Origin of the sequence: Erythrobacter aureus (assembly GCF_003355455.1) — a bacterium.
GTDB lineage: Bacteria > Pseudomonadota > Alphaproteobacteria > Sphingomonadales > Sphingomonadaceae > Qipengyuania > Qipengyuania aurea.
In genome coordinates, this window is record NZ_CP031357.1 from 681,214 (window position 1) to 703,713 (window position 22,500).

Sequence of the window (22,500 nt, forward strand, 5' to 3'; positions counted from 1 at the left end):
GCCATTACATCTAAATCATTCGCGCATAGCGTTGTTTCGCGCTATGACGGATGCGCAAGGGAGGGTTTCGTGCCCGCCCGCGCCGGCACGGACTGCAGTCCTTCGTTTCGGTGGGTTCTGATTGACGGGCTGCACGACAAGGTATTGTTCGAGTTATGGGTTACGACAGAGGGCGCCGCCGCGGGAAGGACAAGCGCGACGGTTTCGGCGATGACGGTTTCGATAATTTCGGTGGCCCCCCGGCCGATTTCGTGCCGCATGAAGCATTCCAGAAGGACCGTTTCGGAGGCGGTGATCGTGGCGGCGACCGCGGTGGTTTCGGCGGCGGAAATCGCGGCGGCGGTGGTGGCGGCGGGTTCAACCGCATGCCTGCGCAGGTCGTCGGCACCGGCAAGGGAACGGTAAAGTTCTTCAACGGCCAGAAAGGCTTCGGCTTCATCCAGCAGGATGGCGGCGGTGAGGACGTTTTCGTTCACATCAGCGCGGTCGAACGTGCCGGTCTCGAAGGTCTTGCGGAAGGGCAGGAGCTGGAATTCAACCTCGTCGATCGCGGCGGTAAGGTGTCTGCACAAGACCTACAGGTGGTTGGCGACGTCATTCCCGTTGAATCGCGCGGCGGTGGTGATCGCGAATCGGCTCCGCGCCGCGAACTGACCGGCGAGAAGGCCACCGGGACGGTCAAGTTCTTCAACTCGATGAAGGGTTTCGGCTTCCTCACCCGCGATGACGGGCAGCCCGATGCGTTCGTGCATATCAGCGCGGTGGAGCGGTCGGGTCTGGCCGGTATCAACGAGGGCGAGCGTTACGAATTCGACCTCGAGGTCGACCGACGCGGCAAGTATTCGGCGGTCAATCTCGTCCCCGCACAGGACTGAGGCAAGGCGTTCCCGCGATCCGGTTTGACCCGGCGCGCGATACGCAATAGATCGCTGGCAAACACGCAAATGGCGGTTCCCCGGGGGCCGCCATTTGTCTTTCGCACTGTAATGCACCCATCAAGAGGTGCCGCTGGAGGACCCATGTCGATTTCGCCGCTGATGCCCGTCTATCCCCGCTGCGGGGTCCGCCCGGTCAAGGGCGATCACTGCCATCTGATCGATGAAGACGGTACGCGCTATCTCGATTTCGCCAGCGGTATCGCGGTCAACCTGCTCGGCCACAGCCATTCCGGCCTGATCGGCGCGATCCAGAAGCAGGCCGAGACGTTGATGCACGTCTCGAACCTCTATGGCAGCCCCCAGGGCGAGGCGCTGGCGCAGCGCCTGGTCGACAAGACTTTCGCCGACACGGTTTTCTTCACCAATTCCGGTGCCGAAGCGGTCGAAACGGCGATCAAGACCGCACGCGCTTACCATCAGCACGAAGATGGCGATGCCAATCGTACCGAACTGATCACCTTCACCAACGCTTTCCACGGCCGCACGATGGCGACCATCAGCGCCTCGAACCAGGAAAAGATGCACAAGGGCTTCATGCCGCTGCTCGCCGGGTTCCAATACGCCGAATTCGACAATCTCGACCACGCAAAGTCGTTGATGAGCGACAAGACCGCCGGCTTCCTCGTCGAACCGATCCAGGGCGAGGGCGGCATTCGCCCCGGCAGCGAAGAGTTCATTCGCGGCCTGCGCCAATTGGCCGACGAGAACGACCTCATGCTGGTCTTCGACGAGGTTCAGTGCGGCGTGGCGCGCACGGGAAAACTCTATGCCTATGAACATTACGGCATCGCGCCCGACATCATGGCCAGCGCCAAGGGTATCGGCGGCGGCTTCCCGCTGGGCGCATGCCTCGCGACCGAAAAAGCCGCGCGCGGCATGGGCTTCGGCACGCATGGCTCGACTTATGGCGGCAATCCGCTGGCCATGGCGGCAGGCATGGCGGTGATGGATGCCGTCGCCAATGACGAATTCCTCGCCGAAGTAACCGAGAAGGGCGAGCGGCTGCGCAGTCGCCTCGAACAGTTCATCGGCAATTACCCCGAGCTGTTCGAGCTGGTCCGGGGCAAGGGCCTGATGCTCGGCGTAAAGATGAAGGTCGAAAGTCGGCCCTTCTTCGTTCACTTGCGCGACAATCATCAGCTGCTGACCGTAGCGGCGGGCGACAACACGCTGCGCGTCCTGCCGCCGCTGGTGGCAGGCGATGCCGAATTCGACGAATTCTTCGACAAGCTTTCGGCCGGTGCCGCAAGCTACACCCCGGTCGGCTGAACGGAGCGAGACGATGCGGCACTTCCTCGATCTATCGGACGCGGGCGGGGATGCGATCGCCGCCATGATAAACGATGCACAGGACCGCAAGGCGGCGCGCAGCGAGTGGCCCAAGGGCAGACCCGATGCCGATGCGCCGCTGGGGGGCCATGTGCTCGGCATGATCTTCGAGAAGAACTCCACTCGCACGCGGGTTAGTTTCGACATCGCCATGCGTCAGCTTGGCGGAACGGCGCTGATTCTCGATTCGGGCACCACCCAGCTCGGGCGCGGCGAGAGCATCGCCGACACCGCGCGGGTGCTCAGCCGCATGGTCGATGCGATCATGATCCGCACCGACGATCACGCCAAGGCGCTGGAAATGGCGCGCCATGCGACGGTTCCGGTCATCAATGGCCTGACCGATCGTTCGCATCCGTGTCAGATAGTCGCCGACCTTCTGACCATGATCGAACATGACAAGGCCTTGCCCGGTCTCGAACTGGCCTGGCTGGGCGATGGCAACAATGTGCTGCACTCGATTCTCGAGGCGGCCGCGTTGATGAAGTTCAACGTGCGGATCGGGGCGCCGAAAGGCTATGAACCCGAACCCGAATTCGTCGAAATGGCACGCGCGGGCGGAGCGCAAGTCACCTTGACCCAGGATGCGGATAAAGCCGTGGCGGGGGCGGATATCGTGGTGACCGACACCTGGGTGTCGATGGGTCAGGAGCATGTTCACAACAAGCTTGCCGCCATGGCGCCGTTCCAGGTTTCCAATCGGCTGATGGGATTGGCGAAGCCCGATGCCAAATTCCTCCACTGTCTCCCCGCCCATGTCGGCGAGGAGGTGACGGAGGACGTGTTCGAGAGCGACCAGTCGGTCGTATTCGACGAGGCCGAGAACCGCATCCACGCCCAAAAATCGGTTCTGCTCTGGTGTTTCGATAAAATCTGACAGTCGGCGGCACACTCTACCAATCCGCGAAGGGGCGCCCCATATGGCGTCGATGGACGCTACTCCCCAGAATACACCCGAAACCTATTCCGGACGCCTGCTCGCTTTCACCATTCCCACGCGCCATGCGCGCGGTCGCCTGGTGCGGCTCGACCGGACGCTCGACGACATTCTCGCCGCGCATGACTATCCTGCACCCGTGACCCATTTGCTCGCGGAAGCGCTGGTGCTGGCGGTGCTGATGGGTGGGCTGGTCAAGGACGATGGCTCGCAAGTCACCATGCAGGCGCAGACCGAAGCGGGCGCGGTCAGCCTGCTGGTGTGCGACTACAAGGGCGGGGAGCTTCGGGGCTATGTCGATTTCGACGCGGCAAGGCTGGCCGAGCTGGGCGCCAATCCTTCGCTCTTCGCGCTCTTCGGCAAGGGCTATCTGGCCATCACTTTCGATCTGGCTGGTGGTCGGGGCCGGTACCAGGGGATCGTACCGCTGGAAGGCGACAACCTCTCGGAGGCTTGCGAACGCTATTTCTATCAGTCGGAGCAGGTACCCACGCTGATTCGCTGCGCGGTACGGTCCGATGGCGAGGGGGTAAGCGCGGCCGGACTGCTGGTACAGCATCTGCCGGAAGGCGAAGAGGGTCGCGAGCGCCTTCACAGCAAACTCGATCATCCCGAATGGGACCATGTGGCCATTCTCGCAGGATCGCTACGCCATGACGAATTGCTGGATTCCGCGCTCTCGCTTGAGGCCATCGCCTGGCGACTGTTTCACGAGGAGGACGAGGTCCGCATCCAGCCGGGCGCGGATATTGCGAAAGGCTGCCGTTGCTCGGTCGATCACTATCGCGAGGTGCTTGGACGGTTTCCGGAAGAAGACCGCAGGGATATGCGCGATGAAAACGGGATCGTCACGGTCGATTGCGCATTCTGCTCGAGACAGTTCGGGATCGAAATCTGACCGGCGTGTCGTTGTTATACAACAGTTCATCGTGATTGTGCTGTAATGATTACGAATCACGGGCGCGTCTGAACTTACGGACGAAAGGTGAATTTCGACATGGCTCGCAAACGGGCATTTTTTCTGGCGGCGCTTGCTGCGCCGCTCGCGGTTCTCGCCGTTCCAGCTATCGCGCAGGCTTCGCTGGCCATGCTCGACAGCCTTGATCGGGGCGGCTGGGAAGTCCGCTACCGCGATGGCAGCGCCGCACGCAAGGTGTGTGTGCGCACCGGGCGGGAGTTCATTCAGCTGCGCCACTCCGACAGCGGGTGCAACCGCTTCGTGGTTGAAGACAGCGCCACTGACGTGACTGTTCAATATACCTGCCGGGGCAATGGCTATGGCCGGACCCATATTCGCAAGGAAACGGCCTCGCTGGTCCAGATCGACAGTCAGGGGATTTCCGGCGGCAAGCCGTTCCAGTTCACCGCCGAGGCTCGCCGGACCGGCGCCTGCGGCTGATCCACTTCTTGCAGGCTCGCGCGCTTGCGAATAGCGAGCCTGCATGAGTCAATCCCAACCTTCCGGCCCCGCCGTCGTCCTGCTTTCGGGGGGGCTCGATTCCATGGTCACCGCCGCCATTGCCCGCGAAAGGGGGATGGCGGTCCATGCCCTCACGATCGATTATGGCCAGCGCCATGTGCGTGAACTGCAATCGGCATGGGCGATTGCGGAACGGCTTGGCGTTGAACGCCACATTGTCCTTCCCCTCGATCTCAGGCGCTTCGGCGGATCGGCCCTGACCGACGATATCGATGTGCCCAAGACCGGCGTCGGACACGACATACCCGTGACATATGTCCCGGCGCGCAACCTCGTCTTTCTGGCCCTGACCACGGCCTTTGCCGAAACGTCGGATTCGCGGGATATCTTCATCGGCGTCAACGCGCTCGACTATTCAGGGTATCCGGATTGCCGACCGGAATTCATCGCCAGCTTTGTCGAAACCGCGCGATTGGGCACGAAGCAGGGCGTGGAAGGGCGGCCATTCACCATCCACACTCCGCTGCAAGACATGTCGAAAGCGGACATTGCGCGCGAATGCTACAGGCTGGGTCTCGATCCTGCGTGGAGCTGGTCCTGCTACGATCCCACAGGTGATGGCCTCGCCTGCGGCGCCTGCGATTCGTGCCGCCTGCGGCGAAAAGGCTTTGCCGAGGCAGGCCTTGCCGATACCACCCCCTACGCAGAGGAAATCCACGACCGAGGGGAGTAGGGAATTGAGCCAAACGAAGGATGCCGCACCGCCGAGCCACGACACAGCCGGCGCCGGCACGGACACGGTACCCGCCTATAGCTGGTACGCGCTCAGTGTTCTCGTCCTCGTCTACGTCCTGAACTTCATCGACCGGCAGATCCTTTCGATCCTGGCCAATGATATCAAGGCCGATCTCGGCGTCGAGGACGACTATCTCGGCTTTCTCTATGGTACCGCCTTCGCGGTATTCTACGCCCTGTTCGGCATCCCGCTGGGCAAGCTTGCCGACAGTTGGAAGCGGGTCCGGTTGATGAGCCTCGGCCTCGCCCTGTGGTCGACGATGACGGCCCTTTCGGGCTTCGCCAAGAACGCCACCACATTGACCGTGGCGCGCATCGGCGTGGGCGTGGGCGAGGCCACGGCCAGCCCATCGGCCTATTCGCTCATCTCAGACTGGTTTCCCGCCCGGCTGCGCGCGACCGCCCTCGCGATCTATTCATCGGGGCTCTATATCGGCGGCGGGATCTCGCTGCTGATTGGCGGGCTCATCGTCGAGAACTGGAATGCCGCCTACCCCCAAGGCGGGCCGCTGGGTCTCGTTGGCTGGCAGGCGGCATTCCTCGCCGTCGGGATACCCGGGATCGCTCTCGCGCTGTGGGTCCTCACCCTGCGCGAACCGGTGCGCGGGGCGATGGACGGCTTGCCTACTCCGGAAGACCCGGCGCCCTTTCGCGGTTTCGTTCGCGAGCTCTTCCAGGTCATTCCGCCCTTCACGGTTTTCGGAGCGGCCGGACGCGGGGCGGGCGCATTGGCGCTGAACCTGCTGGGTGCGGCATTCTTTGCCGCGCTGGCCTGGGCGCTGTGGCGCTGGACTGGCGTCTTCGAACAATGGCTGTTTCTCGGCGTCGGATACTACGCGGTGTTCAGCTGGGCGATGGGCCTGCGCGCACGCGATCTGCCGACCTTCAGACTGACCTGGGGATCACCCGCCTTCATGTGCGTGGTTCTCGGCTACGGAACGGTTGCCTTCGTGGCCTATGCCGTATCCTATTGGGGCGCGCCCTATGCCGAACGGGCACTGGGCGTGAACAAGACCGATCTCGGCTGGTTCCTGGGCGCCCCCGCCGCCGTGGCCGGTTTTCTGGGCGTTATCCTTGGCGGCCGGATGGCAGACTTTCTGCTCGAGCGCAGACCCGAGGGACGCATCTGGGTCATTCTCTTCGGCCTTGTAGCACCCATCCCGGCCATATGGGTCGCGTATACGACCGATGATGTGGTACCGTTCTATATCGGCGCCTTCGTCGCCCAGTTGCTGAGTGCATCGGCGCTGGGGGCCGCCGCGGCATCGAGCCAGGCGCTGGTTTTGCCGAGAATGCGCGGACTCGCGACGGCAACCTTCTTCCTCTCCACCACTCTGATCGGGCTGGGCCTCGGCCCCTTCATGGCCGGCTACGTGTCGGCGACCAATGGCGACGACCTATCGATCGGCGTGCTTTCCACGCTGGTGGCCGCGCCGTTCGGGCTGGTATTGCTGATCGCCGCGCTGAAGCTGGTGCCAGGCGCCGCTTCGAGCGTGGTCGAGCGCGCGCGCGAAGCGGGAGAGCCGGTCTAGCCGCGTTTCAGAACGCCGCAGGCGATCCGCGCACCGGCATTGCCGGTGGGATCGGTGCGATAATCGTCGGAATTCGCGTGGACGACGACAGCAGTACCGTCCGCATCGAAAATGTCATCGAGGATCGCGTCGGCGTTACCTTGAAGGACGATTTCGGCGCTACCGGTGCCGTTGGCGCCGATCGCGAGATTGGGCATGTCCCCCAAGTGCTTGCCGCCAGGCGAGAGCTGCCCATGTGTGGCACCGCGCGGATTGAGATGGCCGCCCGCGCTCTTGAAGTCGGGGGCTTTGCAGCGACCGGTGGTGTGGAGGTGGAAGCCATGGTCCCCCTCTGACATGCCCACGGCCGCTACTGCGACGGTCAAGGTCCGGCCGTTGCTGAGCAGTTGGACGGTTCCCGCAGGCAGGCCGTTGGCGAAGCGAAGCGTGGTTTCGCCCACTCGGTCGCTCGGCAGGCTCTCTAATGTCGTACAACCGACCAGGGCGAGTGCGGCGAGCGAAGGAAGCAGTGAACGAAATTTCATGGCGGTCCTCTTGGTTTGAAGGTCGGCTTACTCCTGCCAACGAAAAAGGGGCCGGATTGCTCCGGCCCCTCTTACTTTTGGCGTTACGCCCTTCGCTTACATGCCCGAACCCGGACCGTAAGTGATTTCGACGCGACGGTTCTGCAGTTCGCGAACACCGTCGGCGGTCGGGACGCGCGGCTGCGATTCACCGAACGCTTCGCTGGTGATCCGGCCATCCGGAATACCGCGCGAGCTCAGGTAACCACGGACCGAGTCGTTACGCCGTTCGGCGAGACCCATATTGTAGGTTACCGAACCCGAACGGTCGGTGTGACCGGCCAGCATCACCGAGGCAGTGCCGCAGTTGGCGTAGGCCGAAACCGCATTGTCCAGGATCGTCGCTGCTTCCGGAGTGATCGCCGATTCGTCCCAGTTGAAGAAGACGATATACGGACCCGTCTCGCAGACCGGCGCCGAAGGCGGCGGCGGGGAGGCGGCGGCGGAGGAGGCGGCGGCGGCGGGGCGGCGGGGGAGGCGGCGGCGGGGCGGAGCACCGAAATTGTACTCGAGCGTACCCATCAACGAGTGGCTGGTGAACGAATCTTCCAGCGCGTTGCCACCCAGGTCGACCAGTTCGACGCTGTCGGCGTTGAAGTAACGATAGCGCAGGCCGACATCGACATTGTCGGTCAGCGGAGCGCGAACACCAGCAAGAACCTGCCAGGCAAGACCGCTATCCGAATCGTCGATCGACGAAGCGAAGTTCGAATAGGGGGTGACCTCATAGCTCGTGCGCGCCACGCCGACACCACCGCCGACAAAGCCCTGTAGGCCGTCATCGGGGCCGAAATCGAGCAGGCCGTTCAGCATGAAGGAAAGCGCGCTGACATCACCGCCAGCCGGATAGGAGCCTGAAGGCGCAACAAAACCGGCACCATAAGGCAGGCCAGGTGTGCCAACCAGGATGCTATCGACATCTGCCTGGCGATAGCTGACTTCGGCTTCCAGACGGAAAGCACCGAAATCGTAACCGACATAGCCACCGCCATCGAAACCATAGTCATGGTTGATGGTGTGTGCGTCCGGACCGCCGTTGATTTCGAATTCGGTATCTTCGACGAGCATGGCACCGAATTCGGCGCCGATGTACCAGCTGTCGTCCTTTGCCAGGGCTGGCGATGCAAGGGCCGTAGAGGCCATCGCCATTCCTATGACGAATTTCCGCATTATAGTTTCCCCTTTTTGCGAATTGGAGCCACCGAGTGCAGCATATCTAACTTTCAACCCTTGAGGTGGCAAGCAAACAATGGGCGGGAACTGTTGCAATAATGCCGCTTTTCCCGCGCATTGAGAATGAGTTCCGGGCTTCGGACCCCTTCCGTATCTGGCGAACGGTGCGGGGCGCATCGGGTTCCCGTCAAATTCGCGGGATTATCGCAAGTGTTGCAAGCAGGTCGACGATCGCCCCGATTGACGTACGCGCTTCGCTGTCGATTACCGAACCACCGGCCGGCGGCACGGGCCGAACGGGCCGGTTCCATCCGTCGAGAAAGGCCAGGCGTTCCCCCACCGAACGGTCGAAGACAAGCATGCCTTCCGCCGGGGCACAGAAGCTCCATTGCGTGCCGTCCCAGCTCGCCAGATGGTCTCCGCGATTCTCCCATTCGCCCGATGCGGCGGCAGCGACGATCCAGCACTCCCCGATCGCTGGGGAGGCGGGCGGCGTGCCGGCCTGCCCCTCCACCACCGGGTGGAGCAGCGCGTCGATCCGCGCCAGCGCTTCGTTCACGAAGAATTCCTTCTGCGCCTGTCCGGCAACGAGAAGGGGAAGCGCGTGGCGCCCGGTCGACGAGGCGAAGGTGAAAGGCTGGGTCATGGGGCGATCCTGTCGGTTGGTTAGGAAAGGATGGTGAGGTGCAGGGGCGGCGAGACAGCAAAGCTGCCTTTTTGGCGCACCCACAGCGACGCACCGGGTGCGAGCGCCGCGAGAGAGGCGATTTCCGGGGCGGGAAGCGCGAGGCTGGGTTCTGACACGGTCCACAAACGGGCGGGGTTTTCCGGCTCTCCCAACCCGACTTCGTACCGTTCGACCTGTTCCACGAGGGGTTGTTCGACCTCGTCGAGCCAGGGCCAGCCGCCTCGGGCACGGCGAGTCCAGCCAAGCACGATGCCGCCCGCGCCGTCGGATACGCAGCGAGGCTGGACCGGAAACAGGGGGCGCCGCGTCCGCCCAGGGGCCTCGAGTGTGGCCAGGACCGGGTCGCTATCGGCGAGACCGATGGCTGCGATTTGGCCGGGCTCGCCCAGATTTATCCCCTCCGGCAGTTCCATCAGCCGCTCGTCCAGCAGGGTGACCGGAGCTCCCGATGGATGGCCGCTCGCCGCCTCGATTTCCGTACCGCCGCGGCCTCGCACCAATCCGGTCAGCCGCCAGACGCCGTCACCTTCGGCCTTGCACTCTCCGAACTGGACGATCTCGTCACCGATCAGCAGGCGATTGGCGCCGCGTGCAAGCCCATCGGCGGTGACCGGTTCGAGGTCGGCGCTGTGGTCGAGGAGCGCGACGCGGCAGGAGGCAGACAGTTCGAGTCGCAGCGCGTTGCTCGGCGGCAGCATATCGATCAGCGTGCCTCCAACCGCGCGAACACGGCCGCTTTGCGCGAGTGGAACCAAACCGTCGCCACTCGTCCGATAGAGTGTCGCGCCCGACCAGCGTCCGTCCGGCGCGGAAATGGCGGCGAAACGACGCGCGATCTCGCTCGAACCCGTACCATCCCAAGGCAATTCGAACGCACGCAGGCTGGTTCTCACCGCAGGACGATCGGGCGGAGACCAGCCGCGTCCCGGGTCGGCGGCCTGGCTGGCGGTTGGTGGGGCGGCGTAGCGGACCAGCTCCAACTCGATCCCGCCTTCGCGCCACTCCCAGCTATCGACCTGCCACAGGCCAGACAGGCTCGGAGCCCGCACAATGCTGCCCGGCCCGATATCCGGATCGAGCTCGCATGTGCGCCAGGCCAGTGTTTCGCCGCCCTGCCGCCCCCGCACCGATGCCCGCACCAGAAGCGTATGGGCATCGGTGGCGCTCAATATTCCGGGAAACTCCAGCACCGACGCTGCCGAGCGGGTGGTCTGCAATGCGTCGGTGCGCTGAAGACCGGGCTGGTAGGCGCGCGACGGATCGTAATAGCGCAGCGCCGAAAGCACCCGATCGGGAGATGATGCGCGGGCCAGCGCGGTGCCGCTCTCACGGCCGAAATCGCCCTCTCCCCAGGCAGCTGCGGCGGGCAGAAGCGGTATCTCTCCCGATGGCTGCGCGCCTCCCTCGATCAGGGTACGCCCCTTGCCGGATAGGGCGGTCAGCGGCCTCAGTCGATCGATCAGCGATAACACCGCCGCCGGGCTGCCGCTGTCATGGATGAATCCTCGCAGCTCGGGGAATTCCGCCCGGCGGCTCGCAAGACCCTGCTGCTGCGCTATCTCATCGACGATCCGCGTGGCCGGATCGGCGAAAACTTCGAAACTGAGCGCGGGAATGCGGTTGCCGAAATCTTCCAGCGCGAGGTCCTCGAACACGACATAGGCGCAGCCCCGATAGGCTGGGCACCTGGCGCCGATTGCCGCCGCCAGCAAGGGATCGGGCATCTGATCCGCATGCCCGGTATGGATACGAAGGGTTCCGGCGGTCTTCAGGTCGCCCGCGCTGCCGCGCAGCAAGTGTCCGTCCGCCCAGATCCGGCCGACCGACTGGACGGGGCGGCTCGACAGGGCGAGGGCGAGCGAGACGCTGTAATTATAGGTCGTGGTTTTGGGTTTGCCCTTTCCGCCTCCGCTGGTCTCGCGATCTTCCTTCAGATCGGTGGCCCAGATCACCGTGCCCGGCACGCGCGCCGCGCCGTAGATCGCCGGGATCGGCTGGCCGTAGCTCGACGTGCTGATCGCCAGTTCCTTGAGACGCGGGCCTTCGCGTCGCGGCGAACCGATGATCGTGGAATCGAGGCTGCGACCCAGTGTGGCGCCTATCGCGCCGCCGATCGGACCGCCGACCAGAGTGCCGAGCGCACCGAGCACTAGCGTTGCCATGTGGTTTCCAATTCCGGTTGAAGCCGCCAGTGGGCGAGGGGAGCCGCCATGGCCGCGATATGCTGGGCGACCACGCGGCGCAGACCGGCATGGGCGTGAACGAAACGATCTGCGCCCAGAGCGACGAGGAGGTGATGCTGGGCCGGGCCTGGCCGGATCAGCAGGACATCGCCCCGCATCGTCATGCCGCGACAGCCGTGCAGTCCGTTTGCGCCTGCGAAGTCCAGCCAGCGCGCAATATCGGCATTACGCAACCGGTAGCCGCGCGGATAGCGCACGGCCTTCCCGCAGGCTTCGAGCGCGCAGCCGACGAGGCCAATGCAATCGAGGCCCGTTTCCGGGTCGCGCCCGTGTAGGCGGAAGCGGGTGCCGACCAGCGCTTCGGCTGCCCCGGCGAACTGTTCTGCAACCATCGTCATCGCGCCACCGGATATTGCGCCAGCATGTCGTTGCCGGGCAGGAAGGGTTCGCCGCGGAAATTGGCCGCATTGCCGAAACGCTCGGCGCAAGTGGCGATGGTCTTGTCGCACCCTTCGCGCAGGCGCACCCGCACATTGGCGGGCAGATCGGCGTCGATCCGCTGGGCAAGGGTCAGCACGCTGCCGTTGGTATCGACGATGGCGCTTTCCAGGCCGGTGGAGGGGCCGTCGAGCCAGCGCAGGAGGCCGTAGCGATAGGGCGCCGTTTCGGCGATATCCATCGTAACTGTGCCAGCATCGGGATCGAGTGCGAGCACGCGCGCGCGCTTCTCGAACGCCACCGGGTTGAGGCTGCATCCCGGCCCGCAAAAGCGTGCCCGGCACGAAGGGCCCGCGAGCGGAACCGTGTCTCCCGCCAGCCGGGCCTTGTCGCATGACAGCGCGGCCTTGAACCCTGCCGCTTCGCGGCTGACGCTGGCGATCGATCCGGAATACAGCGTGGCGCGTTCCAGCGTTTCCCAGTCGACGATCCCGCTTTCGACCAGCGCGCCGTCATATCGCCCCCGGGCGAGATCCGCCTCGGCGATCGAATCGTGACTGAGCGCCCCCTCGACATCGCCCGGATCGTCCTCGAAGCCGGCGGTAAGACGGATCGCGGCGGGCAACATGCCCGGGGCGGCGCGATGCAGGACGCCGTCGAACCACAAGTCGCGATCATGCGTGGTGAAGCCGAGCGTCACGCCGTCGCGCCGAAAGATGCGCCACCAGCTTGCCGCGGTTTCCAGCTCGGCGGCGAAGAATACCCTGCTCATGCCGCTTCCCGGATCTCGACTAGCGGAACCGAAGGCGCTTCGCCCGCCGCGAAGGAAAGGCCGCTCACGTCGAGCCGGTCTTCCGCGAAGCGAACCGGCACGTCGAACAGGAAACCGGCAGTGATCGGCGCACCGTTCGCGGGCGCGGTATCGAAAACGATCCAACCCCCCGTCTCATAGGTCCAGGCGGCAGTCGCGAGGCCGTCGACCGCGACGACCAGCGTCGCGAGATCGGGCCGGGTGATCGCGCGGAGCTGCTCGCCATAGGTCTTGACCAGGCGGTAGCGGCTGGCGATGCCATCGCCGTTGCCGAGCGGCTGGTCGGTGGCGGTGGGCGCGCCGGTCATCCCGTTGGAACTGAAATCGAAGGGATCGCGCAGGCGAAAGCCCCGTGCCGGGCCATAGCGCGCGCGGAAGAAGGTCAGCAGCGTGCACAGTTCCTTTTCCGAGCGGATGCCCGGGCCGACATCGTAGCGCATGCGGGCATCGGACCACAGCGCGTTGCGGTGTTCGTAGCCCGAGGCGGTGACGGCGACCGAGGTGGAAAATTCGGGGCTCGCCGCCGCATCCCGGCCAAGCGCGAGCGGATAGGCGACATCGTCGAAAGGGGTCATCACGTCTTCTCCGGGGGGCTGGCGGGTATATCCGTCGCGCGCGACCTGGGGCAGCGCCCAGACGAATCGCTGGCTCACGCCGCGTTCGCGGGCCTTATCCAGCGCCTCGTCGATCAGCGGCCAGGACGCGTCGGAATCGGCGGGATCGAGTACGAAACCGGAAAGATAATCGGTCGCGGCAGCCGGATAGGCGAGGTGCCGCTCGACCCAGTCATAGGCATGGCGCCGCGCCGCATCCGCCCCGCCAACCAGCCAGTCGTAATCCTCGAGCTGCAGGCGGTCGAAGGCGGGATAGCGCCAGCCGACCGGCATATTGGCGCGCCAGGCTTCGGGCGTCGCCGGATCGAGCACGGTGGGGGTGAAGGTAAGCAGCATGATTTCGGCGTTGCCGCCGGCCGCGTCGCGAACGGCACTGGCCAGCGCGAGCGTCGAATTGGCCAGTAGATCTCCGGCGGCATCGAGCAGAGCCGTCTGTGCCGCGTCGAGCGGATCGCGCAGCGAGGCGATCTCCACCGGATCGCCGCCCAGCGCGGCTCGCGCGCTCGCATCGTACAGGCAGGGCGCGCCGGTCTGCGGCACGGTCCACCACCATGGCTCGCCGATCTGGAACAGCACGGGCATCCCGGCGTCCAGCGCGATCTCCACGAACGCCCGCGCGATCTGTTGCAGATAGCCCATCGCGCCCGAATGGGCAGGCGATAGCAGCGCGGATGGCGGCTCCCAGCCGGTCAGCGCGGGCGATCCGTCATGCGCGCGCTGCTTCCAGTCGTTCCAGCAATGCGCGTCGAACAATTCGTAGGATAGCGACCAGACGAGATCGAAGCCATGGTCGCGCGCCGCTGCGGCATAGGCCCGGTGCCAGGCCTCGCACGGGCGGTTGATCGCGCCGCCCGCCAGGCTGACGTAATGTTCGCCGCCCAGCGGTTCGAGCCGGAAATAATGGCTCATCCCGACATAGTGGACCACGCGCCCGCGATAGCCGAGGCCTTCGATATTGCGGATCAGCCGCGCGGGCGTCTGGTTGAAACTGTCGTCATAGGCAGTGGCGATCTGCTCGCCATGGGCGGGGGCGAGCACATCGCCGATTTCGAGCGAGGCGTGTTCGCCCTCGCAGGAAATGGCGCTCATTTCGGCCCAGCCATCGACCCGCGCGGGCAATTGCGCCGTGCTGCCCTCGACATAGCCTTGCGGGACGAGGCTGATGAACATGCGGTCGATATCGGCCGGGTGGATCGCTTCGCCCGGAAGGCCGTAACCGGATTCCAGCGCGGAGAATGGCAGTTCGATCCGCGCATCGGTGGGCGAACCGCTGGCATAGTTCCACAGCCGGACATACCAGGCGCGCGGATTGCCTCCCGCGTCGCGGCCCTCGATCGTCAGCGTCGGGCCATGCGGTACGTCGAGTGCCAGCAGCCCGCCGCTGCGCCAGCGAAAGCGCAGCACGCAATGCGCGTAATCGCGCTGCGTCTCATAGGCGAGCAGCGGATGGTCGAGCGTGTCTTCGCTGTCCCAGATCAGCCCCGCAAGTTCGCCTTCGTGGTGAAACTCGCAATCCACGCGCAGCGCATCGGCTGCGGTCGTCACCACGCTGGCCATCATCGGGCGCGGGAAATTGACCGTCCAGAAGCGCGGATCGAAGCGCTGGATATAATCGGAATGCTGCCCGCGTCTCTCGCGGGCGAGCCAGAAAGCCATGGGGTTGTTTCCTTTTTTTGTGGGCCTCAAGCGCCGGCGGCCGCATCCGCGGCCTCAGGCTATCCACGCTCATGCGACCTGAAGGTCGCATCGCTGCGGGCGCGCAGTCGCGCTTGCCTCGCCTTCGGCTCGGAAAGCATCGCCAAACGTCTGCGAGCGCAAAAGCACCGTCCGCGACCAGCGGACGGCAAGGGCAAGCGCCCGCCCGCAGCGGGTGCGGCTTGCCGCACGTCTAGCGAGGACGAACCCGCGGATGCGGGTTCGAAAAACAAAAGATCGCCTGAGGCTAGACAGATAATACCCGCCGCACTGCGCTGGCCACCTGACGCGAGGATCGTTGCAGCGCGACCGGTGCGGAAGTGCCGCGCGGTGCCGACAAATTGATCGCGACGCGCACATCCGAGCGGCCCGTGCCGCCACCTGCATTCGGTTCGACCCGACCCGCGCTGGTCGGCACGAACAGTTCGGGGCCGCGCTCGCCGACCACATAGGGGCGGTCGGGGGCCACCAGCCCTCCGGTCGCGCGTCCCGGCAGGCCGAACAGCGCGCCGATCGTGCCCGCAAGCAGGCCGCCGAGCCCGCCATCGCCGGAACCGGCGAACAGACGGTCGAGCCCGAGCTGGAGCGCCTGGGCGGCGATCTGGTCGAGCGCGCTGGTGGCCATGCGTTTCAGGTCGTCGAATCCCAGGCCGCCCTTGCGGATCGCGAAGAGCAGCCCGCGTTCGAGCACCCGGCCCGCATTCTCGAAGCCGTCGAGCAGCGTCGTATCGAAGGTGCTGCGCATCGTTTGCATATCCGCAGCGAAGGCCTGCGTGTCGGCGCGTACCGAAACGATCAGATCGTCGATTTCGTCATCCATGGCTGTCTCGTTCGATCAGCGCCGCGATTTCGGCGCGGCTGGGCGGGGTTTCGCCGGGCAAGGGCGGGGCGAGGCTTGCGGTGAGTTCGGAAGGCGTCGCGTTCCAGAAGATGCGCGGCGTCCAGCGGAGATGCGCTGCGGCCAGCGCGGTCAGTCGAAGCGCCGCGCCCGAGAAGGCGTCGCTCACTGGCTCCCCTCCCTTGAGGGAGGGGCTGGGGGTGGGTGTGCCCCGCTTGCCGGATGAGGCGACCCCCGGGACCAGCCCCCTCCCCAAATGCAGGGGAGATCGCGTGGTGCGATCATCACGGCTGACCCTTCAGTATCTCGCTCAGCAGCACCCGCAGCGGCTTGGCGGCCGCCGCGAGGCCTTGGGCGAGCACGGCCTGCCCCACTTCTTCGCGGGTCAGCCCGCCGCGCTGGGCAAGGCAGTGCCAGAACAACGTGGCGATTTCGGCCAGCCGCAGCGCGCCTTCGCCCGCGCGTTCGACCAGCGCGAACAGCGATCCCAACTCTTCCTCGGCGCACACCAATGCGTTGAATGTGGGGCGCAGGAGATAGGGCCTGCCCGCGATGACAAGCGTGGCTTCGCCGCGAACCGGGTTGCTCGGCTTCTGGTCGGCGCTACCGCCTGTGGCTGCTTGAGCGCCGTTCACGATGGGACCCCGACCGGATTCACGGGACCAGAGCTTTCGAGCTGGAGCGCATAGGTCCGCTCGCCATTGAAATCGCCCGCATAGTCCAGCCGCTGGACAAGGAAGCGGCCGCGCACTTTCGCGCCGTCCTCGAAGCTCAGTTCGTAATCGTCGAGCGTTCCGGCGAGCGCATGGGCGCGCACCGATGCCTCGGCATTCGAACCGAGGAAGATGCCCGAGGCCGAGACCGAGACCGAGCGCGTTCCCGCGCCCGACAGCAGTTCGCGCCAGCCGCCGCTTTCCTTGTGCGTGACGACCACCGTGTCGCCATTGATGCTCATCTGCGTGGTTCTGAGCCCGGCGACGGTCTCGTAGCTTACGGGCGAACCGCCATCGCCGATCTTTAGGAGGAAGGCGGCACCTTTCTGGGCTGTCATGTCATGTGTCCTTTTTTGTTTGGCCTCAATCGCCGGCGGCCGCCTCCGCGGCCTTAGGCTTTCCTCGCTCATGCGACCTGAAGGTCGCGTCGCTGCGGGCGGCCAGTCGGCCTTGCCTCGCCTTCGGCTCGGAAAATCGAGTTGATCAGATGTGTCGCGCCAAATCCGGGCCGGGAGAGGCCCGCAGGTGCTCGACGCGGCACGCGTCGAAACGGCACCGAGGACGCACCGACGGAGGTCGGCGCGAAAAAGCCCCCTCTTCTTCAGAGGAGGGGGTTTGGGGGTGGTGGCGAGCGGAGCGGGCGCCTGAGGGCACCACTCCACTGCGACTAGGCACTGCTGCGCATCGCCAAGTCTCGTGGCCCCTCCTCTGAAGAAGAGGGGCCGATCAGCCTGCGATCGTCAGGAAGCGATATTCGAGCAGGACCGCTCGCAGGTTTCGGCGGCGGCGTTCGGCGCGGCTGCGCAGGAACCGGGTGACGACCACGCGAAACCCGCTCTGCTGCGGGGCGAGGGTGGCGATGCGCTGCTCGATGCGGGCGGCGATGGCGCCGGTTGCGGCTGCCTCGTCGCCGCGATCCACCAGTTCGAGCGCCAGACGAATCTCGCGGCCAGGCCCGGTCTTGGTCGACCAGTCGGTGCTCGCGCTTGCCGCAATCGCAATGTGCGGCGGGCTGGCGGCGATCGGACCTTCTTCCTCGATTGCATTGACCATCCCGGCGAGGATGGGGTCGGCGCGCAACCAGTCGACCAGCGCGCTGCGCAAGGCGGTTTCCATCTACTCGCTCCCTTGTGTGAAGAGCGGCCACAGCAGTCTAGCGCGGTGCCATTGGCCGCCATTGCGGCGGCGGGCGCGGATGCGGCTCTCGGCGCGGGCCGCGGCGAGCGTCGCGGCGCGGCGGGTGAGGCGCTGGGCCAGCGCGGCGAAACTCACAGCCGCACCATGCGGTAGGGTCGCCACAGCGCGGCGATGGATGTGGGCAGGCGCCCGTCATCCGCGTCCCGCTCGCGATATTGATGCGCGGCGAAGCGGACGATCCCGTGACGCAGAGCCTCGTCGAGATCGCTCCAGCCAGTGGCGGTAATGCCGGTGAATTGCAGGCACACCTGCCAGGCGGTCGCGAGCAGGCGGAGCAGCAGCGCGTCCTCGCCCGGCGTGCTGATCGCCAGCCATTGCTTGAGTTCGCCAAGTGGCTGGCCGGACAGGTTTGGGGGCATGTGGAGAGATTCCTTGTTTGGCCTCAGGCGCCGGCGGCCGCGTCCGCGGCCTTAGGCTATCCTCGCTCACACGCCCTTCGGGCGCGTCGCTGCGGGCGCGCAGTCGCACTTGCCTCGCCTTTGGCTCGGAGACTTTCGCCGGTCAGTTGGCTTGCGCCAGATCCGGCCCGGCGGAGGGCCGGCAAGGGCGACAGCCCGCCCGCAGCGGGTGCGGCTTGCCGCACGTCTAGCGAGGACGAACCCGCGGAGGCGGGTTCGAAAAACAAAAAACAAACAGGCCCGGCAGGGGACACCGGGCCTGCTTGCCAGCTCTTACAGCTCGATCTTCAGCAGCTTGATCGCATTGCTATCCAGCACCTGTCCGCCGACGCGCTTGGTGGCGTAGAAGTGAACGAAGGGTTTGTTGGTGAAGGGATCGCGCAGCACCTGCGTGGCGCTGCGTTCGGCGATCAGATAGCCGTGGCGGAAATTGCCGAAGGCGATCGGGAAGGTGCCCGCCGCGATATCGGGCATGTCCTCGGCCTCGACCACGGGATAGCCGAGCAGGCGGTCGGGCTGGCCTTCGACCAGGCCCGGCTGCCACAGGAAGGCACCGTCGGCACTCTTCAGCTTGCGCACTTCGGCGAGCGTGGCCGAATTCATCACGAAGCTCGCACCCTGGCGGTGTCCCGCCTTGAGCGTATGGATGAGGTCGATCAGCTTTGCGTCCGGGTTGGCATCGAACCCGCCCGCATCGCCCGAGGCGAGATATTGCAGCGTGCCGAAGGGGCGCGCGGCGTCCTCTGCCATCGTCGCCGGCGCATTGAGGAAGCCTTCGGGCTGGTCGATCCCGCTGCCGCCGATGAAGGCGGCCCCTTCGGCGCGGGCGAATTCCATCGCGATCTCGCTGGCGAGCCAGTTTTCGAGGTCGAACCCGGCATCGTCGAGCATCGCCTGGCTCGCGGCGGGGTTGGCGTAAAGCTCGCCCGTGGGCGGCGCGATCTCGGCAAATTCGGGCGTGTCGGTTTCGGGCCGCGCGGCGGTCTCGCTGACCCAGCCGCTGGCCGTGCCGCCGGTGGTGACGAGCTTGCGATAGCCCGCGCTGCCGGTCTGCACGACCTGGGCGATGGCGCGGATCGGGCTGATCTCGACAAGCGCGCGGGCAATCAAAGCGTCGATCTGGCGCGGCACGGCATAGCCGCCATCGGCGGGCACGGTTCCGGTGATCGACTTGAACTCGGCGGTCGAACCACGGCGCAGATAGCCGTCGACGAAGCCTTTCACTTCGGGGGCGCTCTCGTCGGCGGTGCCGATCGCGGGGCGGGCAGCTACGCGGCCGATCTTGTCGACGCGCGCCTTCACCTCGTCGACGTCGGAGCGCAGCGCGGCGACATCGGCTTCGGTCTTGTCCTGGCGGGCGACGATATCGAAGCTGGCTTCGGCGGTATCGGTGGGGGCGGGGGTGGTGGTGTCCATCGGTATTCCTCTTTCTTCACGGGGCTTGGATTTTTTGTTTTTCGAACCGACCTCCGTCGGTTCATCCTCGCTATACGTGCGGCAAGCCGCACCCGCTGCGGGGCGGCCGCGTGGCCTTGCCGGGCCTCCTCCGGCCCGGGTCCAGCGCGAGATTCTATGGTGGCGAGAGCTTCCGAGCCGCAGGCGAGGCAAGGCCGGAAGCGAAGTCGAAGACGCAGCTGGCCAAAGGCCACCTGCATGGCCGCCCGCAGCGACGCGCCCGAAGGGCGTGTGAGCGAGGATAGCCTAAGGCCGCGGACGCGGCCGCCGGCGCTTGAGGCTAAGACAGATAATGCACTCTTGCGCCGTCCTGCAGCGGGTGCGTCACCACGCTGACCTCGAACAGCTCGATCTCGGCGAGTTCCCGGCCCTGCGGCGTCTGGCGATAGGCCCTTGCGCGGTAGCCGAAGCTGAGGCCGTTCACCGCCCTTGTCCGCAGCAACCTGGCGGCGCGGCCTTGCGCCTTGTCGATGCTGGCAATGATCCTGAGGCCGCGCGCATCCTCGCCCGCGGTCTCGACCCAGCCGATGCGCCGGTCGGGCCGGTGCTGCCAGTAGAGCGGGTAGGGGCCGCTGCGCTCCGCCAGGGTGCGCGCGAAGGCGCCGGGGCGGATCGTATCGCGCGCACCGTCCACCTTGTCGAACAGCGCGGCATAGCCGGCTATGCGGAGCGGCCTCCCCTCCCTCGAGGGAGGGGCCGGGGGTGGGTGTGCGGCGCTTGCAGGCGAGGTCGGACCCCCACCCCTGGGCCATCCCGAAGGGGAGGGGGACCCGTGTTCGCGGCTCACGACAGCATCTCCCCGACACCCAGCCGCACCGCGATGCCGACCAGCAGCAGCGCGAGAACGCCGCGCACCAGCCACTCGATGGCCGCCTTCCATGCGCTGGCCTTGGCATCGCGCCAGGCCGACAGAAGCTCGCGCAATTCGTCCAAATCGTCCTGCGCCGAAGGATCGGCGAGGCCGAGCCGGCCCAGTACGCGGTCCGCGCCCAGCTCGCTCGCTTCCTCGACAATGGCGCGCAGCGTGATCAGCTCGACGCCGCCGGACGTATCGGCGCGGTTCGCCTGCGCGATCAGCCGCGCGAGCATGTCTTCTCGGGTCATTGCGAAGTCTCCAATCGGGAGAGGCCGAGCATGGCGCGCTTTTCCGCGCCGCTCAGGAAATCGGCGCCGCTGACCTGCGCCCACAGCTTCTCGCGGTCTTCGGCGAGCGCGGGAACGCGGTCGAGATCGACGATGGGCGGATCGGCGAACCAGTCCGACAAAGCTGCGTGCAGCCCGGCCAGGATCTTGCCCGCCAGCGGCAACAGGGTGAGCCGCCACAGCGCGCGGTTGGCCTCGCGGTAATTGGCATAGGTGTTGTCGCCCGGCAGGCCGAGCAGCATGGGCGGCACGCCGAAGGCGAGCGCGATGTCGCGCGCGGCGGCGGCCTTCAGCGTGGCGAAATCCATGTCGGCGGGGCTGAGGCTCATCGCCTTCCAGTCGAGCCCGCCTTCGAGCAGCATCGGACGGCCCGCATTGCCGTGGCCCTGAAAGGCGCTGGCAAGCTCGGCCTTGAGCCGGTCGAACTGGTCGCCGGTCAGGCCTCCCGCATCGCCGCCGTCATAGACCAATGCACCGCTGGGGCGGGCGGCATTGGCGAGCAGCGCGCGGTTCCATTCGCTCGCCGCATTGTGGATCGCCACGGCGGGCGCGGCGGCGGCGAGGCTGCCCGCGCCATAATGGTCGTCGGTGGGGTGGAAACCCTTGAGGTGGACCAGGTTCGGCCACCCGTCCTCATCCTCGAGCGGGATCGTGAGCGTGCGGTCGGCGAGGACGTAGCGAAAGGCGGTGGGCCAGCCATCCTCGCCCGCCACCACCTGCACCCGCTCGGGCCGCAGCGGATAGAGCTCGATGGGCACGCCCGCGCCGTCCTTGACGATCTGGACATAGGCATTGCCATGCAGGCTCAATTGCGCGGCAAGCACTTCGAGCAGCGGCTGCGACCCGCAGGAACAGGCGAGCAGTTTCGCCAGCCGCGCGTCGGCGCAGGAAACCGGCGCGCCGCCGACTCCCTCGGCCACGATCCGGACCGACCGCTGCGCCACCGGATTGGCAAGATAGGCCTCGGCCACCTCGCGGCTGTAATCGAACGGCGCGCGTCCCAACGGCCCGCCATCGAAGGCGGTCGCCCAGGGACTGATGAACCCGCGCGACACAGGCACGCGGGCATCGCCCCCGCCCTTGAAGGCGGAAGCGAGACTGGTGAGGAAGGACATGGGGGTCTCCGGCTTGGAAGTCTTCAAGTAAGCACCAGCCCCGGATCGGGGTCCGGGGCGACGTGTTGCAGGACTTGTTCGATTATTCGTCGGCCCGGGCTTGACCCGGGCCAGTGCTTTGTCTTTCAATCAGTTATGGATCGCGAACCACTCGGCGGCTGGGTCTACATCATGGCCAATCGCTATCGCGGCGCGCTCTATGTCGGCGTGACGAGTTCGCTGGCCGCGAGGGTCGCCCAGCACCGCGAAGGCACCGGCTCCGATTATTGCGCCCGCCGGGGTCTTACCCGGCTTGTCTGGGCTGAACGCGGCAGTGAAATCGACGAATGCATTGCGCATGAAAAACGGCTGAAACGCTGGCGCCGCGAATGGAAATTCGCGCTGATAGAGAAGGCCAACCCGGATTGGGACGACCTTTACGATGTGATTCTTTGAAAGGGGGAAGCCCTGGCCCGGATCAAGTCCGGGCCGACGAAATTCTCGTATCATCTCTATCTTCATCGTCGCGCCGGACTTGATCCGGGG

At 65.8% G+C, this 22,500-nt stretch carries 26 protein-coding genes; 8 read left to right on the forward strand and 18 right to left on the reverse strand.

Annotated features, from left to right (window positions below; translation table 11 throughout):
* Nucleotides 1–155 precede the first annotated feature (155 nt).
* The 7 genes from DVR09_RS17835 to DVR09_RS03435 all read left to right on the forward strand — a co-directional run bounded on the left by DVR09_RS17835 (nt 156) and on the right by DVR09_RS03435 (nt 6,951).
* Nucleotides 156–875 (forward strand): cold-shock protein, encoded by a 720-nt coding sequence (locus DVR09_RS17835; protein ID WP_115415684.1) that lies wholly within the window; start codon nt 156–158, stop codon nt 873–875.
* Between the two features lie 144 nt (nt 876–1,019).
* Nucleotides 1,020–2,207 (forward strand): aspartate aminotransferase family protein, encoded by a 1,188-nt coding sequence (locus DVR09_RS03410; protein ID WP_115415685.1) that lies wholly within the window; start codon nt 1,020–1,022, stop codon nt 2,205–2,207.
* A 13-nt stretch (nt 2,208–2,220) separates the two neighbouring features.
* Entirely contained in the window at nt 2,221–3,144 is a 924-nt protein-coding gene (argF, locus tag DVR09_RS03415) for an ornithine carbamoyltransferase (RefSeq protein ID WP_115415686.1), read from the forward strand.
* Between the two features lie 43 nt (nt 3,145–3,187).
* Nucleotides 3,188–4,102, forward strand: coding sequence for an Hsp33 family molecular chaperone HslO (gene hslO / locus DVR09_RS03420; protein WP_234041537.1), 915 nt, complete (start codon nt 3,188–3,190; stop codon nt 4,100–4,102).
* A 99-nt stretch (nt 4,103–4,201) separates the two neighbouring features.
* Nucleotides 4,202–4,603 (forward strand): hypothetical protein, encoded by a 402-nt coding sequence (locus DVR09_RS03425; RefSeq protein WP_115415687.1) that lies wholly within the window; start codon nt 4,202–4,204, stop codon nt 4,601–4,603.
* Between the two features lie 43 nt (nt 4,604–4,646).
* The gene (gene queC / locus DVR09_RS03430) at nt 4,647–5,357 is read left to right on the forward strand and encodes a 7-cyano-7-deazaguanine synthase QueC (protein ID WP_115415688.1); all 711 of its coding nucleotides are present in this window, start codon (nt 4,647–4,649) and stop codon (nt 5,355–5,357) included.
* A gap of 4 nt (nt 5,358–5,361) precedes the next feature.
* Nucleotides 5,362–6,951 carry an MFS transporter gene (locus DVR09_RS03435; protein WP_234041538.1) on the forward strand — a complete coding sequence of 530 codons (1,590 nt, stop codon included), beginning with the start codon at nt 5,362–5,364 and terminating at the stop codon, nt 6,949–6,951.
* Here the strand turns inward: DVR09_RS03435 and DVR09_RS03440 are convergent.
* From DVR09_RS03440 to DVR09_RS03520, 18 genes are all read right to left on the reverse strand, one after another.
* Nucleotides 6,948–7,475, reverse strand: a complete 528-nt coding sequence (locus DVR09_RS03440) for a superoxide dismutase family protein (protein WP_115415690.1) — start codon at nt 7,473–7,475, stop codon at nt 6,948–6,950. The genes DVR09_RS03435 and DVR09_RS03440 overlap by 4 nt on opposite strands.
* Before the next feature lie 96 nt (nt 7,476–7,571).
* A complete protein-coding gene (locus tag DVR09_RS03445) occupies nt 7,572–8,684 on the reverse strand; it encodes an OmpA family protein (protein WP_234041539.1) in 1,113 nt (370 codons plus the stop codon).
* A gap of 190 nt (nt 8,685–8,874) precedes the next feature.
* Entirely contained in the window at nt 8,875–9,333 is a 459-nt protein-coding gene (locus tag DVR09_RS03450) for a DUF2793 domain-containing protein (RefSeq protein ID WP_115415691.1), read from the reverse strand.
* A 20-nt stretch (nt 9,334–9,353) separates the two neighbouring features.
* Nucleotides 9,354–11,537: a GTA baseplate fiber-binding domain-containing protein gene (locus DVR09_RS03455; protein ID WP_115415692.1), complete on the reverse strand. Its 2,184-nt coding sequence runs from the start codon at nt 11,535–11,537 to the stop codon at nt 9,354–9,356.
* Nucleotides 11,525–11,956 carry an NlpC/P60 family protein gene (locus DVR09_RS03460; protein WP_234041540.1) on the reverse strand — a complete coding sequence of 144 codons (432 nt, stop codon included), beginning with the start codon at nt 11,954–11,956 and terminating at the stop codon, nt 11,525–11,527. Before DVR09_RS03460 ends, DVR09_RS03455 begins: the two co-directional genes overlap by 13 nt.
* Nucleotides 11,953–12,768 carry a phage/gene transfer agent baseplate hub protein gene (locus DVR09_RS03465; RefSeq protein WP_115415693.1) on the reverse strand — a complete coding sequence of 272 codons (816 nt, stop codon included), beginning with the start codon at nt 12,766–12,768 and terminating at the stop codon, nt 11,953–11,955. The genes DVR09_RS03460 and DVR09_RS03465 overlap by 4 nt, the downstream gene beginning before the upstream one ends.
* A complete protein-coding gene (locus DVR09_RS03470; RefSeq protein WP_115415694.1) occupies nt 12,765–15,077 on the reverse strand; it encodes a DUF2460 domain-containing protein in 2,313 nt (770 codons plus the stop codon). The genes DVR09_RS03465 and DVR09_RS03470 overlap by 4 nt, the downstream gene beginning before the upstream one ends.
* Nucleotides 15,078–15,363: 286 nt before the next feature.
* Nucleotides 15,364–15,936 carry a tail tape measure protein gene (locus tag DVR09_RS03475; RefSeq protein WP_115415695.1) on the reverse strand — a complete coding sequence of 191 codons (573 nt, stop codon included), beginning with the start codon at nt 15,934–15,936 and terminating at the stop codon, nt 15,364–15,366.
* Nucleotides 15,929–16,123: a phage tail assembly chaperone gene (locus DVR09_RS03480; RefSeq protein WP_115415696.1), complete on the reverse strand. Its 195-nt coding sequence runs from the start codon at nt 16,121–16,123 to the stop codon at nt 15,929–15,931. Before DVR09_RS03480 ends, DVR09_RS03475 begins: the two co-directional genes overlap by 8 nt.
* Nucleotides 16,124–16,238: 115 nt before the next feature.
* Nucleotides 16,239–16,589 (reverse strand): gene transfer agent family protein, encoded by a 351-nt coding sequence (locus DVR09_RS03485; protein ID WP_115415697.1) that lies wholly within the window; start codon nt 16,587–16,589, stop codon nt 16,239–16,241.
* A complete protein-coding gene (locus DVR09_RS03490) occupies nt 16,586–17,005 on the reverse strand; it encodes a phage major tail protein, TP901-1 family (protein WP_115415698.1) in 420 nt (139 codons plus the stop codon). Before DVR09_RS03490 ends, DVR09_RS03485 begins: the two co-directional genes overlap by 4 nt.
* Nucleotides 17,006–17,393: 388 nt before the next feature.
* Nucleotides 17,394–17,783 carry a tail completion protein gp17 gene (gp17, locus tag DVR09_RS03495; RefSeq protein ID WP_115415699.1) on the reverse strand — a complete coding sequence of 130 codons (390 nt, stop codon included), beginning with the start codon at nt 17,781–17,783 and terminating at the stop codon, nt 17,394–17,396.
* Complete coding sequence (locus DVR09_RS17065) at nt 17,784–17,966, reverse strand: hypothetical protein (RefSeq protein ID WP_162814834.1); 183 nt, start codon at nt 17,964–17,966, stop codon at nt 17,784–17,786. It abuts the gene before it with no gap.
* On the reverse strand, nt 17,936–18,223 hold the full coding sequence (locus tag DVR09_RS03500; RefSeq protein ID WP_115415700.1) for a head-tail connector protein: 288 nt from the start codon (nt 18,221–18,223) through the stop codon (nt 17,936–17,938). The genes DVR09_RS17065 and DVR09_RS03500 overlap by 31 nt, the downstream gene beginning before the upstream one ends.
* Nucleotides 18,224–18,535: 312 nt before the next feature.
* On the reverse strand, nt 18,536–19,678 hold the full coding sequence (locus DVR09_RS03505; RefSeq protein WP_115415701.1) for a phage major capsid protein: 1,143 nt from the start codon (nt 19,676–19,678) through the stop codon (nt 18,536–18,538).
* Between the two features lie 319 nt (nt 19,679–19,997).
* Complete coding sequence (locus tag DVR09_RS17530; RefSeq protein ID WP_369692552.1) at nt 19,998–20,504, reverse strand: HK97 family phage prohead protease; 507 nt, start codon at nt 20,502–20,504, stop codon at nt 19,998–20,000.
* Nucleotides 20,501–20,821, reverse strand: a complete 321-nt coding sequence (locus DVR09_RS03515) for a DUF6127 family protein (RefSeq protein ID WP_115415703.1) — start codon at nt 20,819–20,821, stop codon at nt 20,501–20,503. The genes DVR09_RS17530 and DVR09_RS03515 overlap by 4 nt, the downstream gene beginning before the upstream one ends.
* Nucleotides 20,818–21,975 carry a phage portal protein gene (locus tag DVR09_RS03520; RefSeq protein ID WP_115415704.1) on the reverse strand — a complete coding sequence of 386 codons (1,158 nt, stop codon included), beginning with the start codon at nt 21,973–21,975 and terminating at the stop codon, nt 20,818–20,820. The genes DVR09_RS03515 and DVR09_RS03520 overlap by 4 nt, the downstream gene beginning before the upstream one ends.
* A 135-nt stretch (nt 21,976–22,110) precedes the next feature.
* Here DVR09_RS03520 and DVR09_RS03525 point away from each other — a divergent pair, with 135 nt between their 5' ends.
* Complete coding sequence (locus DVR09_RS03525) at nt 22,111–22,410, forward strand: GIY-YIG nuclease family protein (RefSeq protein WP_115415705.1); 300 nt, start codon at nt 22,111–22,113, stop codon at nt 22,408–22,410.
* The last annotated feature ends 90 nt before the right edge of the window (nt 22,411–22,500 follow it).